Below are 14,563 nucleotides of genomic sequence, written 5' to 3' on the forward strand. Positions count from 1 at the left end.
TTTTTATACCCTATTTATTGTTGTTAAACCCTTAAAGAATTATCACATTTACATTTTTATCGGTTGCGCCGTTATTTTTAATGATAAGATCGGAACCAACCTTTTTTATTTGAATTTCTGGGTCATTTACTAAATAACTACTGTCCCCCAAATCGGTCTCTACCTGAACAATAGCATTTTGTGGAATATTATTGATGGTTATTTCTTGGCCGGCTGGGATGGTTTGAGATGATGAATTTTTGTTTATTATGGAGTTTTCTAATGCAATTAACTTATTTTCAATCTCTTCCGGAGTTTCCGTTAACCTCTCCCACAATTGTTCCACAACGTTGAGTTCCCATATTTGGGGTTGATAGTTAAGGCGGTTAACAGAAGTTATGTCGAGTTTGTAATATTGGTAAGGTCTCGGGTTTTCAATATCCCAATTTCGGGCCTCTCCTGTTGTCCAATCCGTGATACTTTGAGAATCTAAAATATCCCAGTTCACACCATCATTGGAACCTTGGAATGTAAAATCTTTTGGAGCGTAATCGGTTAGATTAATTTTAAACCCATATTGTCTTATAGTCCTTTGTTTTCCAAAATCTATTTGTAGCCATCCTGTGTTATTCACGTTTGGAGTCCAATAAGTCGTGTTATTATCGTCAAATGCGTTAAAGGCAAAGTAGCGCGAGGAGTTTTGATAAACAGAAGAAGCCGAAACCGTAATGCCGTCTTTTGTATTCCCGTCCATTTGTGGTATCGGATCGCCGTTTCCTATCCCAATAGAGCGATAAAAGGAGGAATCTTCTTTATTGAATACAATTTGGTTTAATTGTTCGGGATGAGGGAAGGAATCAATATTGTCATATTTGGGGATGCCGCTAACCGAAGAGGACATGCTTTTGTTCGCTATAAAAGTTAATTCCGCAATCGCCACGAAGGTATTTACGGGGTCATTAGAGACATTCAGTCGATAATATCGATAGCTTTCTTGGTTGTCAAATTTAAATGTTTTTGTTTCAAATAGGCTCCAGGATAACCCATTTTGTGAATAAATATCCACCCACGTTGATCCATCGTTTGAACCTTGCAATGTGAAAGCCGTGGCGGATGTTTTGTAATGGGATCCCCTAGCGGTATACGAAAATCCTATAATGTTAATTTTGTTTTCTTCTCCAAAGTCTACCTGAAGCCATCCCGTATAGGTATTTGCAGCCCAAGCGAGGTTGTCATTATTTGAAATCCCGTCAAATGCACGCCAGGCTTCAAAACCAGCACCAGCGTTTGAGCTTTCTGTTATGGTTATTTCTCCATTGGTATAATCGGTCATGATTGGGACTGGGTTATATCCGTTTAGGTCTTCTAATGTATTTTGAATGGATTCGATATCATTTTTAATATCGGAATCGTCGTATACTTTGACCTCGTCTCCATCAACTAAAATATTTCCGTTTGTTTGCGAGACTTCTATTTTACTCCCCAAATTTTCTTTAATTTCCTGAGGAGTTTCTGTTAACCTTTCCCATAATAATTCAACCATACTGATTTCCCAAATTTGTGGCTGGTAGTCAATATGGTTAACAGAAGTAATATCGAGTTTGTAGTACCTGTAAGGTTTAGGGTCTTCTATTTCCCAATTTCGGGTCTCGCCGGCTACCCAGTCCGTTATACTTTCGGAATCCAAAATATCCCAATTAACACCATCATTGGAACCTTGGAATGTAAAATCTTTTGGAGAATAATTAAACGAACCGATTTTAAAACCGTATTGCTTAATAATTTTTTGTTTCCCAAAGTCTATTTGAAGCCATCCCGCATTATTCACATTTGGAGTCCAATAGGTTGACGCATTTCCATCAAATGCCTTGAAAGCAGCGTAATTTGATGAGTTTTGATAAACAGAAGAAGCTGACACCGTCACCCCATCTGTAGTATTCCCGGTCATTTTTGGAATGGGATTTCCGCTTCCTAATCCAACGGATCGATAAAAAGAGGAATCACCTTTGTTAAAGACAATTTGGTCTAATTGTTCTGGTTCTGGGAAAGAATCGATATTATCATACATCGGGATTCCGCTTCCACTGCCACCTATCGGTTGGCCGTTATATTCCAATTCCCCATTATTCTCCGATAATTTATCCAGTACATCTTTATTATCGAAAACGGGAATGTCAGTTACATTAGCTTTTTGCCCTAATTCTTGAATAATAGAAGAATCATCAAAAACAACAACTTCATTTCCGTCTACAATAATATTTCCGTTTGTTTGGGATTTTTCAACAACCGAACCTGCCCCACTAATAGGCGAACCATTAAAAATTAAATCTCCGTTTTCATCTTCCCCTATTTTATCTAACGTCTCTTTATTATCAAATACAGGAATATCGGTTAAATTGGCCATTTGTCCTAGTTCTTGAATAATAGAGGAATCATCATAAACCTTGATTTCATTCCCATCAACAACAATATTTCCATTTATTGTCGAATCAGAAACCGTTGAACCGCCATTACCTGAGATTTCTTGTCCGTCTATTGTTAGTTTGTTGTTTGAATTTATCCCCAAACGGTCAAGGGCTGATTTATTACTATGGGAATGAAGTTCCGTTTTTAGCGCGTAGTCCCCTTTAGGTTGAAAACGCGTTTCCAAATCTAAATAACTATGGCCGGTTTCTTTCCAAGAACTAGTTGGGGAATCCCAAATATAAATTAAATCTGTTTCTAAATCGGCTACCACTTCCCCGTCTTGACCTTGGTAGCCTAATCGTTCTGAGGTAGTATTAAATTTTTTAATTCCCGATCCGTTTAGTTCAATTTCAGAAATTTTCGTGTCTACATATCGTTTAAATCGGTCTGTAAAAATTGGCATGAAAGGTATTCCCCCTAGGCAAAAAATAAAAATGCAAAAAAGGGCCAATTTCGGCCCAAATTTGCGATTTTAATGAAATTTAATAATTATTATTGATTATTCATAACAATTTAAGGAGCTTTTCTCGGGTATGCGGACCATAAATCCCATCAACTTCATGAGGCAGGTAAACCGACTGGAAGCGCTTGACAGCATCCTCCGTTTTGGGGCCGAAAATGCCATCACAACCATGATTTTTTGCATTTTTATCGGGATAAAAATGAACCGAGCATAACGCCTCTTGAAGAGTTTTGACATTTTCTCCTCTATCCCCTTTTTTAAGAATCACATTAGGAAGTTTAATTTTTTTGGAAGGTGGTTTTTTAGAAGGTTGGGCTTGAGGTTTTGAAGAGGGGGAGTCGTATTCATATAGGTGGTTATCCTCAATGATTTTTATCAATTTTTTGGAGTAATTTGGGTCTGTTGCGTATCCACATTTTTGAACCTGTACGCAAGCTTCTTTGTAATCTTTAGCCGTTATAACCGGTTTGTAATGATTTCTGTCCCAAGAAACACCACTAACAAATAATAGGGCATGGTCGTTAAATGATTCCTGATAAGAGGGATATTTTTTAAATTTCGCATTGACTTTTGTAGGTTTCCCGTGGACATATTCCGTCGTCGGCATGGTGATTGATTGGCCTTTATAACTTCCTTTAATTCCAAATAGGTTCTTGCCTTTTTGGGCTAGTCCACTTTTACCCCAATTTGATTCTAAAACGGCCTGAGCAATCGAAAGGCTCGCCAACACGCCATATTTTTTCATCGTTGCCACAGCAAATGGTGCCACTTCTTTTATAAAACTATTGATAAGTCATTACTCCTTTTCCTTTTTTTCAATGGATTCTTTTAAATCATCAATTTTGCCCGATAATGTGTCATATTTTTCAGTCATATTGTCAATAAGCTCATACAATCTTTCTTCACGTTCTTTGGATTCTTGAATAAGGCGTTCCTCGCGTTCTTTGTTATTTTTGATGGTAAAGAAGAAAAGATAAATGAATAAAGAAGGGATAATTCCATATTCTGTTATGAGTTGCACAATATCCATTTCCAAACGGCCTCAGCCCTTTTACTTTTGATTATTTTGATTAATTACTTGTATTGAGTTTTTAGCCCCGGAATAAAGCCCAAGGCTGGACAGACACAAAACCACACCAGATAAAATACCCGTTTTTAGGTCCCCCGGGGAGACATAAAAAATTCCTATTAAAATCCCCAAAATGAGGGAAATAATAGGACTTAGTTTTTTCGGAAGACCCGTTAAATTTAATAATTGAATGACGCCAACAAGGGCGGGAATTAAAGCAATGTCTTGTAAATTAAAATTCATATACATCCTCCTAATTTTAATGTGTAACGTAAATCAATTCACCTTCAAAGAAAGTGGATTCTTGATATAAATCCCCATCAAAATATGTTCCATCATCACTAATAATGGAGTAATAAATTTCAAGTTGCTGATATCTAGACGCACGAGCTAGACACGTGCCGCTTAAGAGGAAATTGTTTGTATTCCCAGAGGTTGTGGTTTCCGCTAGAACGCGATAAAGCGAGGCGCCTTTCCAGAGGGATATTTTGCAATGATATCCGGGGGGGATATTATTAAAACGAACCGAACAATTAATCCGATAAACCCCGTCATATGGGACGCGATATTTCTTTTCTTCATCAATCCATCCAAGAGTTCTTGAGTCTACATTATCATGATAAAAAGCAGTTTGATCCGATTGGTCAAATTGAACTTTATCGAAATTTAGTTTGTTCCAGTCCCTATCGGGTTTTAAAGTCACGTTTGCATAAACTCCGACACTCCATGCGACTTTTGGCCGAATAGCTTGAATGGCTTTCCCAACACTATAATCGATAATTAATTCTTCTGTTTCAATGGAGTTTTTAGTAATTGATGAACCTCCACCATTTCCCAACTCCGCTAACAGCCAACTTTCAAAAAGTCCCGCATTTCCTCCAATAATGTTCCCATTGGAATCACGGTCTATGGTATAGGTTGATGATTTTTCATATTTTATCCCCGAAACATAGACAACCTTATCTGGTCTAGTTTCTGAAAAAGTAATTGTTCCGGTGAATCCGCTGTATCCTATCATTTCAGGTGGGATTTGCAATCCATTTTCATCATTTACAATGGCATTTTCAAAAGTACCATAAAAATTATCAATTTGACTATTTGTATAATGTTTAAAATCAACTGTCGTGAATGGGGTATTATTGGTCATTTCAATAGAACTTATTTTAACTTTTGTAGTTCTCCCGTTAGAATCTTTTGTTAATGTAACGGTGGATCCATCATCAAAAGTTATTTTATTATTTGAATAATCAATCGTAAAATGACCGAGGTTCAAGCCTTTTAATTTATCAATAATCCCGTTAAAATTATCTTCATCTAATACCTGGCCATTAAATAAACGTTTAAAAGTCATTCAATTCCTCCTAAACGATAGAAATTTGCCATTCGATTTCAACTTGTTTCATATCGTTTTTGTCTTCATCGATTAACGCACGATTAAATAAAACTCCTGGATATTGGGCATTCCCCCCAAATTCCAACCCAATTTCCTTCCATTGGAAATTTGCTTCGGTGTTTTCGACGAAACAAATAATCGATAGAACCCCATTTATCACATATCTATCGGTTATTTGTTTTCTAAATTTTTGGTTGGCCAACTTCGTGTCACTTCCGGTCGGTTCGGTCGTCCCATCACCAATAACAAAATAGGAATACGTTTCATTTCCGTTGTCGAGACCAGCTAAAATATTGAATAATTTTTCTTTACCTGCATCCAAGAATAAATTGTCGTATTCGCTAACGAGTTTCCCATTTTCACGGATTAAAATATGTCCTCTCACATGAAGGGCGTCACGCTCTCGCATAAATTGGATCACCTATCTTATTTCTTCCGATAATGAAGAAATTGGATTGCTCCTTAAATGTTATATTTTCTTGGAAAGTTAATTTATCCTCTAATAATTTGTACCTTTGAACCAAATCATCCCCGCTGCCTTGGTCTTCCAAATCCTTTAGTCTTTTCAATATATCTTTTATTTGTGTGGTCACTTTAACCTTCTGTTCGAATTTAAGGTTTATTTCTTTCCAAGAAGGGGAAATTTTAATTTGTTTTTCGGTAAGTTCCAATACGTTATCGATTCCGAGTTCGGGGATTTTAATTGTTGTCATTCCTAAATCCCAATCATCATTAAATACGGTCAATTCCCCGTGAATCATAGGTTCTGAATACTTTGCGACATAATTAATAGCCAAATCATTCAAACTTGCGACAGTTTGTTCTCCAAAGTCCACGACAGCATCTTTTTGACCGTGCATGGAAATAGATTTTTGGTCCCTTACAATTTTGGTTATGGGATAGTTATAACGGTAAATTAACGTGATTTCATCTGTATCAAGCGGAGCTTCGCGAAATTTAATAACTTGTGAACTGTAGTCTAATAAAGCATCGTACGTTGAATCCTCGAAACTTTGCAAACCGGCCGTTCCCATGGAAATCGGCTCGCCGTTTTTATAGATTTCAACTTTACCGGAAGATGATTTAAGGGGTTTATAGTTTAGACTAAAATCTGTGTTTTTCCCGTCTCCGAAAATCGTTTGCGTGTAGTCTTCTGAAATGTCTGTTCCCCTGGCTATCAGATTATTAACCATCTGGCTTTTGTCTTTTGAAAAATTGGCAGTTCCCCTTTTATACATTCCCGAAGTGATAATTTTTTCGTTGGTTTTTTCTTCCCGTTTATAGAAACTAAACACATTATTTTCATCAACGGAGAAAGTAAATAGCAAAGGATTAGCCAGATCCTCCAAACAATCATATAAATATTTGTTTTTAAACATGATAGTCATTTGGTAATCGACTTCTTGAATGTATCCGGGAATCAAAAATGGGGCTTCTTTAATTAAATCAAGGACGATTTCGTGGATATATCGATTTTCCCAAGCATTGTTAATGAGAATGTCCTGAAGCTTTGAGGCTTCGGCTAAAGCTGATATTTGAAAGGTTCTTAGACGTCCTGAAAGAGATTTTGGGGCTTCTTGAATTATTCCTTTGAAATCTAATTTATAATCTTTTTCATCCCGTCTTTTGGTTGAAACTTTAAGTTCCGAACCGATTTGAATTTTATCTATTAAATCACTGTCCAAGCGTTCTACAGTCAAATCACATTTTTTGATTTTTGAGTCTTGGGACAGTGTAATTGAGACATCTGTAAACGTATTTAATAAAATAGAAGACCCCTTAGGGGGCAATAATTCAATTTTGGTTTGATTTAAAAATGTCATTATCTAAAACTACCCCCTAAGGCTGAATAAATGTCTTCTTGTTGTTTAATCGAAACCTTATCGACTAAAGCGGCCATGTCTCCATGTAAATGGACTTCAATTTTTTGGGACCCGCTTGTTGAATTATTATTCATTCTCCTAGCTTTATTCATCATGGAGTTAATCACTTTTGAAAGCTCAGATGAAACAATTTCCCGCATGAGCCTTTCAGGGGAAACTATTTCTGGGTTACCTACGCCAGCGTCCCCAATCATGGCGAGTGTCGGATTTTCCACTACACCACCGGTTGCAAGCGACGGAATTCTAGGTAGATGAATTTCACCAATTTTGGGAAGCCCAAAACTTTTGCCACCGATTCCAGGAACCCAATCGGGGACTTTAAATTTAGGAATTTTGTTGATGGCACTTGCTAAACCGTTGATTATCTTTTCTATTCCGGATAAAATCCCGTTAATAAATCCAATGATGGGATTAACAATGACCCGGATACCCTTTTTAATTCCATCCCAAATTCCTATAAATCCATCAGCGAATTTTTTAAGGCCGTTCTTTAATCCGTCCCACAAGGTATTCGCGCCTTTTTTAATGCCATCCCAAATGCCTTTTATAAAACTCCCGATTTTCCCAAATACAGATTTCAAGGAATCCCAAAGAACCGCGAGTTTTGCTTTAATCGTATCCCAGTTTTTATATAAAGCGACTCCAGCTGCGACCACAACCCCTATGAGAATCGCAATAAGTCCAAGCGGGTTGGCGTTTAACGCTGTGTTCAGGAGCCATTGTAGGGCGGTTTGCGTTTTTGTAACTGTCGCCCAAGCCTTATAAAATCCAACTAGTTTATTAATAATGAATTGGACGGACAATGCCGCTGTTATTCCAGCAAGAATCGGCAACAATTTATCAAAATGGTCCATAACAAATTTAATGGCACCCGTTAATAAATCAAAAGCGAATTTGACAACATTTATTGCGTTCGTTAGGACGACTTCGATCGTGTCTTTATTATCGGAAATGAAATTAATGAGTGAACCTAAAAGGGGCAAAACATCATCGACAATTACGTCACCGAGAGCCTTCATAGCTTTATAAATAACGTCGAACGCAAGTTTCGCTACATCTTTGATTTGGGGCATGTTTTCTTGGAACCATTTCAAGAGGTCTTGAATCATGGGAATTAAAACATTTTGGATGGTTTTACTTGTGTTGGACATGGAGCCTGTCATGATATCAAAAACGCCCTTGAACACATCTTTTATTTGTGGGAGGTTTTCTTGAATGAAGGAAATGAGTTGTCCAAAGATAGGAAAAATATTATTTTGAATATATCCCGAAACGGTTTTGGCTGCGGATTTGAACCCATCAAAAACACTTCCCAAAATATCTTTAATTTGGGGCATGTGTTCTTGTATATATTTGACAAAATTAGCTAATTCCGGTATGACATATTTTCCGACAAAACTTGCCGCATTTTGAATAATGGTTCCCAACACACCGAAAACGCCCTCAAAAATTGTTTTTATTTCCGGTGTATGGGTTTTGATGTAGTCATAAAAAGACGATATAATAGGAGTAATTTTGTCTTTAAGATTTCCTGCAAAATTGGCAACCGCCGGGATGGCCGAATCCTGAATGAATTTGGCAAATCTGTTGATGGCCCCTGAATCGTTTAAGTGGGAAACAAATTTGTCAATGTGTTCGGCCACTTTCTTTAAAGCCGGCGTAAAGGCTTCTCCAAGTGTAATTTCGGCGGTTTCAATTGACCCTTTCATTTGTTCAATGGCACCTTTGAGGTTGTCCATTTTGGTTTTTGCCACATCGGCCGCACTGACTTTTGTCATCGATTTCGCCATTTTTTCGATGCCTTTGGAGCCTTCTTTATATAAGATGTTCGCTGCCCGAACAGCGTCGGTCCCAAACATAGTTTGGAGTGTGGCGATCCGTTGTTGTTCAGACATTCCTTTTAATTTGTCTTGTAAAATGCCCGCAATTTCGGCCATGGATTTAATATGCCCTTGTGCATCAAAAAAAGCATTTGCCCCGTCTTTAGTAATAATCCCTAATTTTTTAAATAACGTGGTCTGGGCTTTGGTTTGTGGTTGGAGGGCTAATAACATAGTTTTCAGTGAGGTGCCAGCATCGCTTCCCTTTAGACCGTTCTGAGCCATAACGGCCAGAGATGTTGCGGTGTCTTTGAAACTTAAACCAACACCGGAGGCGACCGCGGACGCTTGGGCAAGGCCTAATTGCAGCCCCCGAACATCGGTGGCGGAGGCATTCGCCGCTCCTGCTAGAATATCCGCAGCCTTAGATACGGTTAAACCGTCTTTCTTAAAGGCATTCAAAGCGTTCGAGGCAATATCAGCTGCTTCTCCTAAGTCGAGTTCCCCAGCGGTGGCTAGGTTTAAGGCCCCCTCTAAACCGCCGTTCATTATATCATCTAAAGAAACCCCGGCTTTAATCAACTGCTCAATGCCTTGGGCCGACTCAGATGCGGAATATTTCGTCGCTGCACCCATTTTAATGGATAAATCTTTGAGTTTTTTCATTTCATCGGTTGTCGCACCCGAGACTGCTTGAATATTGGATAATTCTTCCTCAAAATCCGCGGCTTTTTTGGTTGCAAGGCCAATTCCTGCTGTACCTATTCCTGCAATAACGGTTGTAAATTTGGCTATTTTGGCGGTTGCATCGGCCGCTTTGGTTCCTAAATTAGAAATGCCACTCGCTGCCCCTGAAAGGCCTTTTTTCATTAAACTAACAGAACCAGAAATATTAGAAAAACCTTTTCCCAACAAAGAAAAGGATTTCGTTGCTGCTTTTGCGCCGCTTCCTATTTTTTCAAACGTTTTGTTTAAACCGGAGAATTTTTTATCTGCGTCTTCACTTGTTTTTTTAAACTGTTCGCCTAATTTCATTAATTGTTTATTGATTTGTGAAATGTCGGCTTTTATCTCAACAAGAACTTCTTGATCGGCTGCCATTTATTCCCTCCCCCCCCCTTAAAAAAATTCTTCATCGGATTGGCCATCATTCTTAAATTTCTCGTGTTCATCAATAAGAGAATTAAGCTGGACAATGGTTGAGTCTAAGAAGTCTTCGTTACTTAGACCAAATTGAACAATCGCAATGTATCGTAAAAAATCCCAGTCAAAATCTCCTGAGATTTCAGCTTGTCCTACTTTTTTTTAGCTTCGTTCAGGAAAGCTTGCATTTCAGGCGGGAGAGCGTCTCTTTCTTCTTCTGAAAGGCTTTTTAGGGTTTGAGTTAGGAGAAATTCGGAAGCTTGTTTGACGAGGATTAAGAAGTCACCGAAATCAAGGTCTTCAATTTGTTCTTGTAATTCTTCTGGGGAAATATCTTTATGATATTTTTCAAGGCCGGTTTTAATAATAAAGACCAAGGAATCCATATCCTGTTTTGCAAATTCGTTAAAAATGTCTTGAATGGTTCCGAATTTTTGTTTCAGCTTCAGCATTGCACGAACATTGAAAGCAATTTTATATATTTTGTCGTTAATTTTAACTTCTCGATAGCCCAAAACTTGTTCAGGTGTCATGGAAACACTCCTATTTATGGAATTTAATTAAAAAAATATATAAAAATATTAAATTACATGGATTTTTTGGCCCCCATTTTTGTATAATGTCTATACGAAATCATAGAGGGGGCAAACTCATGTTTTATTATTTGAGAAAATCGCTGCTAACCCCCGAATTTCGTGGTTGGCGGCTTGAAAGAGAAGAAGGCCAATATTACTTATCCAAATTTGATGAGCAGTTTAATGACGATGAATATCGTTTTTACATAAAAATCAACGGTTCACATATTGAAATCACAGGCTCGGAAAAAATTAAAAATTACAAGAAATCGATTAAAGTCCGAAAAAATAACCCGTATTTCAAAAAAGCTTATGAGGTTATCGCGTTTCTATCGAACTACATAGAACATTCGTTAAAACAAACCTCATAATTAAAGAAATGAAATGTATCAAAAAAGGCCCGAAAGGGCCCTTTTTATCATTCCAAATCATTAAGTGAAGCCGGTGTTGCTGTATCTTCTGCAATCAATGTACGGATTTTTCCATCGCTTTCGCGGCGGATGGCTGTTGCTTTGACCGATGCGAGGCAATATTCTTTACCTTGGAAAGAAACCTCAACAGGCTCCGCTGTCACGTTAAAGCAAGCCACTTTGAGATTTGTTTTACCAACAACTTTACCAATCAAACCAAACGGTTTTGGAAGTGAATCGCTTTTCGTTGTATAACGTTGGCCAATGACCGTTGTCCCGTCTTCGTCATAAATTTCTTCGACCGTTCCGTCTTCCAAGGTTTTAAGTTGATCGAACGTTAACACACCGTTTGTAAATTCAATTTCATAACCCAAAAGCTGACTTTGTGTATCCATTATTCCGTCGTCACCTTCGAGTTGGTAAGTTTCAACAGTCGGGGTCATTTTAAGTTCTTGGACCCCTTCGCATCGAATAAGTTCACCGTATTCTGTTCCGGTTTCATCATCTTTAATAATCGGTGCAATCCAGAGTTCTCGAAGACCGAAAGGCTTTAGTTTTTTAACCGTCATATATCGTTATCCCCCTAGTCAAATTCATAAAATTGGAATTCAAAATGAAACCGCACCACATCATCGGAAATAATGGGAGGCGCGGGTATCCGTTCGGCAAATTCAATAGCCTTTAAGGTATTTTCTACTTGTTTGGCTAAGTCAAAATCATAAGTCTCACAATACAAATCAATTGAAAAGCTCATCGTTTCTCCAGAATAGGTGTCATCACCTTCTGAACCAGATCCAGCAATAATCGGTTGATAGATAATCACAGGGAGTTCATTGAAATCCGGAGGGGCATTAAACAGAAAAACCGGGGCTATTGGAGTCAATGAATTTTCAATCGTTTCATAAATCATTTAAATGACTCCTTCAAAGCTTTTACGATTTGGTCTTTAATGAAAGCTTTATTTTTTTGAAGAGAGGGCCGTAAAAAGGGTTGGGCACGCATTTTTCGGGTCCCATATTCAACAAATTTTGCATATTCAACTTGACTACCAACTTGAAATGCAACATTTTCTCCGTGCCCATTTTGTCTTGTCGCAATGGAAGCCCGGAGCTGTCCTGTATCGACCGGCGAGAGGCGCTTTGCATCGTTTTCAACAGCCTTGGCCGCGACAAATAAATTTTTTTCAATTGCGGATTCTAATTTAATCGAATCGTTGGTAAACCCTTCGGCGAGTTCGCGTCCCCGGTTTGCAAAATCAATATCAACAAATTTTTTCCCCATTACACCACCTCTAATAAAGCTTTTTTGTGATTCGGGAAAGGTAAAACCAAACGCACATAATAAACAATGTCATTTGCTCTTAAATAACTGTTTTCTTTAATGTCATCCATCGTGTAAATTTCATAGGTTTTCATCGGGTCATAACCATAAGTATGAGAAGTTTGAGGACTTGTCGGAAGGGGAAAACTCGAATAAAGTTCACCGATTGGGATAAAGGAATTTTGATAATTCCCGGGGCTTATTTTCTGACTTTCTTTTTTTACAACTTCAAATTTATAAACAGACATCATACATAAGAAATCCTTTTAGTGAATTGATTAAGAATAACCCGGATTTCGAACGGTAAACCATCCATGTAATTTACGGTATATCCCCCCACCGATTCCCCTGTCTTACCACCTCTATTAGCATGCTTGGTGCATGGGCTAAGGCGTTCAAGGGTTAAATATAAGAGACAATCGTCAAGAGCCCGCTTTTCAATATCCACGAACAATTTTGGATTCCGCGTATATTCCTGAATCCAAGACACCATATCATCAATGGTTGACTTAATTTGGTCATCTTTGGAGGTATCCTCTTTTGGAATATTGAGTTCTTGTTTCACTCGATCAACAGTAATCATTTCATCCCTCCTAAAATGCCAAAATAACCGCTTTTGCCCCTTGTTGGGGGTTTGCTCCATTGGTTATGAATAGTCGATGGACGGCCCATTCTCCGGTAAAGCCTTCAATATTTTCCGATGTAAATAACTCATCTTCAAAAGGGTCATTCACCCGAAAGGAAAAGTCCGCATCTTTATAAACGATTTGAAAAGAGTTATAAACCTTTCCAAAATCAATAACTTCATTATTTCGGGCTTTCGTTAAATCAATTTCAATCCGTTTATACAACGCCATTATTTATCACCCTTCGGCTGATGAAGTGCACAAAATTCGCTGCCTTCTAAGGCCAGGCGTTTACATTGCTCGCCGTTTTGTGTCAAACCCTTACACCTTGGGGTTTCATCATCTTGTCCTTCGTCATTTTCTTTTTTTGGGGTGTTTTCTTTTTTCTTTTTTTGAGCGGCTAAAAATTTTTCGTTTCGTTCTTTTCTTTCTTTAATCAGTTTTAAAACATCAGAAATTCTCATATTTCACCTCATAAAGAATAAGAGAGGGAAACTCCCTCTCTTAAAATTAAGCTTCAAAGCGAATGGCTTTTCTCCATGGTTGTTGGTCCAAAACAGCTACACCCGCAAAAGAATCCGCATAAATTTCCGTTGCTTTTTTCTCCGGCACGCGTTTCCGTTCGACATTCATATCCTTACCAATAACAGATAAAATGGAGTTTTTCGGGATTAAAAGGTTATGGTAAATATTGTTTTCAGCATCGAACGGAATTTTATCAAAAATAACCACCGGAATAAGCCCAGCCAGGCGGCCGACTTCTTGGAAACCAGCCTGACTTTGTGGATAAGAATTTGGATCCGGATTCGGAGTCATATAACTCGCAGCACGTTCAAATTCACTGTCGGCGCGCAATTGTTTCAATACGCGCGGGTGAATGGCTAAAGCCGCAATACCGCCTTTATAAGTTCTTTCACCGTATTGGTCTTCCGCAGCATCTAAAATACCCGATACGGTTAAAGTCCCCATTTGGTTAACTAAAGCTTTTGCATCCAAAGCATTTAACGCAATGTCGTCCATACCATTGGCAAAAGCCATTTGAATGTGCCGAACGGCTTCAGCTTCAAGACTTCCGCCAGAAACATTATATTTGATATCTTGGTCGTAAAACCGTTTACCGGTTGCCAGTTGTTCGATTGTTACTTGGAAACTCGATTGGCTTAACTCGTCAACTTCAATAGAATCCCCACGGTTTAGAGCTTGCAAAGTGACGTTCGATAAATCGAATTGTGTAAAGGTAATCGTGTCACCAGCTCCTGCACCTTTCAGGTCAAAATTTTCTTCGACAACACCAGCTAAATTTGAAAACACCAACGAATTTTTAAGTTCTGCTTGTACCGCGTCTTTAATCACTTGGTTTTTAATTAATTCATCTGCCATTTATCTTTTTCCCCCATTTTTTTCACATAAAATTTT

Annotated in this window: 18 protein-coding genes; 1 reads left to right on the forward strand and 17 read right to left on the reverse strand. The window is 38.1% G+C overall.

From position 1 onward, the window contains the following. Window positions 1-31: 31 nt before the first annotated feature. The 9 genes from H532_RS19450 to H532_RS0105255 all read right to left on the reverse strand — a co-directional run bounded on the left by H532_RS19450 (window position 32) and on the right by H532_RS0105255 (window position 10,749). Complete coding sequence (locus tag H532_RS19450; protein ID WP_051263153.1) at window positions 32-2,848, reverse strand: discoidin domain-containing protein; 2,817 nt, start codon at window positions 2,846-2,848, stop codon at window positions 32-34. A 100-nt stretch (window positions 2,849-2,948) separates the two neighbouring features. Further along, complete coding sequence (locus H532_RS20680) at window positions 2,949-3,662, reverse strand: glucosaminidase domain-containing protein (RefSeq protein WP_155994974.1); 714 nt, start codon at window positions 3,660-3,662, stop codon at window positions 2,949-2,951. A 42-nt stretch (window positions 3,663-3,704) separates the two neighbouring features. Next, on the reverse strand, window positions 3,705-3,938 hold the full coding sequence (locus H532_RS19455) for a BhlA/UviB family holin-like peptide (protein WP_051263155.1): 234 nt from the start codon (window positions 3,936-3,938) through the stop codon (window positions 3,705-3,707). 21 nt (window positions 3,939-3,959) lie between these two features. Further along, window positions 3,960-4,220, reverse strand: a complete 261-nt coding sequence (locus tag H532_RS0105230) for a hypothetical protein (RefSeq protein WP_027724615.1) — start codon at window positions 4,218-4,220, stop codon at window positions 3,960-3,962. Window positions 4,221-4,236: 16 nt separating this feature from the next. Further along, window positions 4,237-5,328 carry a hypothetical protein gene (locus H532_RS0105235; RefSeq protein WP_027724616.1) on the reverse strand — a complete coding sequence of 364 codons (1,092 nt, stop codon included), beginning with the start codon at window positions 5,326-5,328 and terminating at the stop codon, window positions 4,237-4,239. A gap of 10 nt (window positions 5,329-5,338) precedes the next feature. After that, window positions 5,339-5,779, reverse strand: coding sequence for a hypothetical protein (locus H532_RS0105240; RefSeq protein WP_027724617.1), 441 nt, complete (start codon window positions 5,777-5,779; stop codon window positions 5,339-5,341). After that, window positions 5,766-7,193, reverse strand: coding sequence for a hypothetical protein (locus H532_RS0105245; RefSeq protein WP_027724618.1), 1,428 nt, complete (start codon window positions 7,191-7,193; stop codon window positions 5,766-5,768). Before H532_RS0105245 ends, H532_RS0105240 begins: the two co-directional genes overlap by 14 nt. Further along, the gene (locus H532_RS19460; RefSeq protein ID WP_027724619.1) at window positions 7,193-10,174 is read right to left on the reverse strand and encodes a phage tail tape measure protein; all 2,982 of its coding nucleotides are present in this window, start codon (window positions 10,172-10,174) and stop codon (window positions 7,193-7,195) included. Before H532_RS19460 ends, H532_RS0105245 begins: the two co-directional genes overlap by 1 nt. A gap of 194 nt (window positions 10,175-10,368) precedes the next feature. Continuing rightward, window positions 10,369-10,749, reverse strand: coding sequence for a hypothetical protein (locus tag H532_RS0105255; RefSeq protein ID WP_027724620.1), 381 nt, complete (start codon window positions 10,747-10,749; stop codon window positions 10,369-10,371). Between the two features lie 119 nt (window positions 10,750-10,868). Between H532_RS0105255 and H532_RS0105260 the strand changes: the two genes are divergently transcribed. Then, window positions 10,869-11,162 (forward strand): hypothetical protein, encoded by a 294-nt coding sequence (locus H532_RS0105260; protein ID WP_027724621.1) that lies wholly within the window; start codon window positions 10,869-10,871, stop codon window positions 11,160-11,162. A gap of 47 nt (window positions 11,163-11,209) precedes the next feature. On the opposite strand, the gene H532_RS0105265 is transcribed toward H532_RS0105260, so the two are convergent. The 8 genes from H532_RS0105265 to H532_RS0105300 are packed head-to-tail and all read right to left on the reverse strand — an operon-like array spanning window position 11,210 to window position 14,527. Then, window positions 11,210-11,770, reverse strand: coding sequence for a major tail protein (locus H532_RS0105265; RefSeq protein ID WP_027724622.1), 561 nt, complete (start codon window positions 11,768-11,770; stop codon window positions 11,210-11,212). A gap of 14 nt (window positions 11,771-11,784) precedes the next feature. Next, complete coding sequence (locus H532_RS0105270) at window positions 11,785-12,111, reverse strand: hypothetical protein (protein ID WP_027724623.1); 327 nt, start codon at window positions 12,109-12,111, stop codon at window positions 11,785-11,787. Further along, the gene (locus H532_RS19465) at window positions 12,108-12,482 is read right to left on the reverse strand and encodes an HK97-gp10 family putative phage morphogenesis protein (protein ID WP_051263156.1); all 375 of its coding nucleotides are present in this window, start codon (window positions 12,480-12,482) and stop codon (window positions 12,108-12,110) included. Before H532_RS19465 ends, H532_RS0105270 begins: the two co-directional genes overlap by 4 nt. Then, window positions 12,482-12,769 carry a hypothetical protein gene (locus tag H532_RS0105280; RefSeq protein WP_155994976.1) on the reverse strand — a complete coding sequence of 96 codons (288 nt, stop codon included), beginning with the start codon at window positions 12,767-12,769 and terminating at the stop codon, window positions 12,482-12,484. The genes H532_RS19465 and H532_RS0105280 overlap by 1 nt, the downstream gene beginning before the upstream one ends. After that, entirely contained in the window at window positions 12,769-13,104 is a 336-nt protein-coding gene (locus H532_RS0105285; protein WP_027724625.1) for a phage head-tail connector protein, read from the reverse strand. Before H532_RS0105285 ends, H532_RS0105280 begins: the two co-directional genes overlap by 1 nt. A gap of 10 nt (window positions 13,105-13,114) precedes the next feature. After that, a complete protein-coding gene (locus H532_RS0105290) occupies window positions 13,115-13,378 on the reverse strand; it encodes a hypothetical protein (protein WP_027724626.1) in 264 nt (87 codons plus the stop codon). Beyond that, window positions 13,378-13,611 carry a hypothetical protein gene (locus H532_RS0105295; RefSeq protein WP_027724627.1) on the reverse strand — a complete coding sequence of 78 codons (234 nt, stop codon included), beginning with the start codon at window positions 13,609-13,611 and terminating at the stop codon, window positions 13,378-13,380. Before H532_RS0105295 ends, H532_RS0105290 begins: the two co-directional genes overlap by 1 nt. Window positions 13,612-13,657: 46 nt before the next feature. Further along, on the reverse strand, window positions 13,658-14,527 hold the full coding sequence (locus tag H532_RS0105300) for a hypothetical protein (RefSeq protein ID WP_027724628.1): 870 nt from the start codon (window positions 14,525-14,527) through the stop codon (window positions 13,658-13,660). Between the last annotated feature and the right edge of the window lie 36 nt (window positions 14,528-14,563).

Origin of the sequence: Tuberibacillus calidus DSM 17572, assembly GCF_000430685.1 — a bacterium.
GTDB classification, from domain to species: domain Bacteria; phylum Bacillota; class Bacilli; order Bacillales; family Sporolactobacillaceae; genus Tuberibacillus; species Tuberibacillus calidus.

Coding starts and splice junctions, on each gene's coding strand:
- H532_RS19450 (WP_051263153.1), bottom strand. CDS start 2,848: ATGCCAATTTTTACAGACCGATTTAAACGATATGTAGACACGAAAATT.
- H532_RS19455 (WP_051263155.1), bottom strand. CDS start 3,938: ATGGATATTGTGCAACTCATAACAGAATATGGAATTATCCCTTCTTTA.
- H532_RS0105230 (WP_027724615.1), bottom strand. CDS start 4,220: ATGAATTTTAATTTACAAGACATTGCTTTAATTCCCGCCCTTGTTGGC.
- H532_RS0105235 (WP_027724616.1), bottom strand. CDS start 5,328: ATGACTTTTAAACGTTTATTTAATGGCCAGGTATTAGATGAAGATAAT.
- H532_RS0105240 (WP_027724617.1), bottom strand. CDS start 5,779: ATGCGAGAGCGTGACGCCCTTCATGTGAGAGGACATATTTTAATCCGT.
- H532_RS0105245 (WP_027724618.1), bottom strand. CDS start 7,193: ATGACATTTTTAAATCAAACCAAAATTGAATTATTGCCCCCTAAGGGG.
- H532_RS19460 (WP_027724619.1), bottom strand. CDS start 10,174: ATGGCAGCCGATCAAGAAGTTCTTGTTGAGATAAAAGCCGACATTTCA.
- H532_RS0105255 (WP_027724620.1), bottom strand. CDS start 10,749: ATGACACCTGAACAAGTTTTGGGCTATCGAGAAGTTAAAATTAACGAC.
- H532_RS0105260 (WP_027724621.1), top strand. CDS start 10,869: ATGTTTTATTATTTGAGAAAATCGCTGCTAACCCCCGAATTTCGTGGT.
- H532_RS0105265 (WP_027724622.1), bottom strand. CDS start 11,770: ATGACGGTTAAAAAACTAAAGCCTTTCGGTCTTCGAGAACTCTGGATT.
- H532_RS0105270 (WP_027724623.1), bottom strand. CDS start 12,111: ATGATTTATGAAACGATTGAAAATTCATTGACTCCAATAGCCCCGGTT.
- H532_RS19465 (WP_051263156.1), bottom strand. CDS start 12,482: ATGGGGAAAAAATTTGTTGATATTGATTTTGCAAACCGGGGACGCGAA.
- H532_RS0105280 (WP_155994976.1), bottom strand. CDS start 12,769: ATGTCTGTTTATAAATTTGAAGTTGTAAAAAAAGAAAGTCAGAAAATA.
- H532_RS0105285 (WP_027724625.1), bottom strand. CDS start 13,104: ATGATTACTGTTGATCGAGTGAAACAAGAACTCAATATTCCAAAAGAG.
- H532_RS0105290 (WP_027724626.1), bottom strand. CDS start 13,378: ATGGCGTTGTATAAACGGATTGAAATTGATTTAACGAAAGCCCGAAAT.
- H532_RS0105295 (WP_027724627.1), bottom strand. CDS start 13,611: ATGAGAATTTCTGATGTTTTAAAACTGATTAAAGAAAGAAAAGAACGA.
- H532_RS0105300 (WP_027724628.1), bottom strand. CDS start 14,527: ATGGCAGATGAATTAATTAAAAACCAAGTGATTAAAGACGCGGTACAA.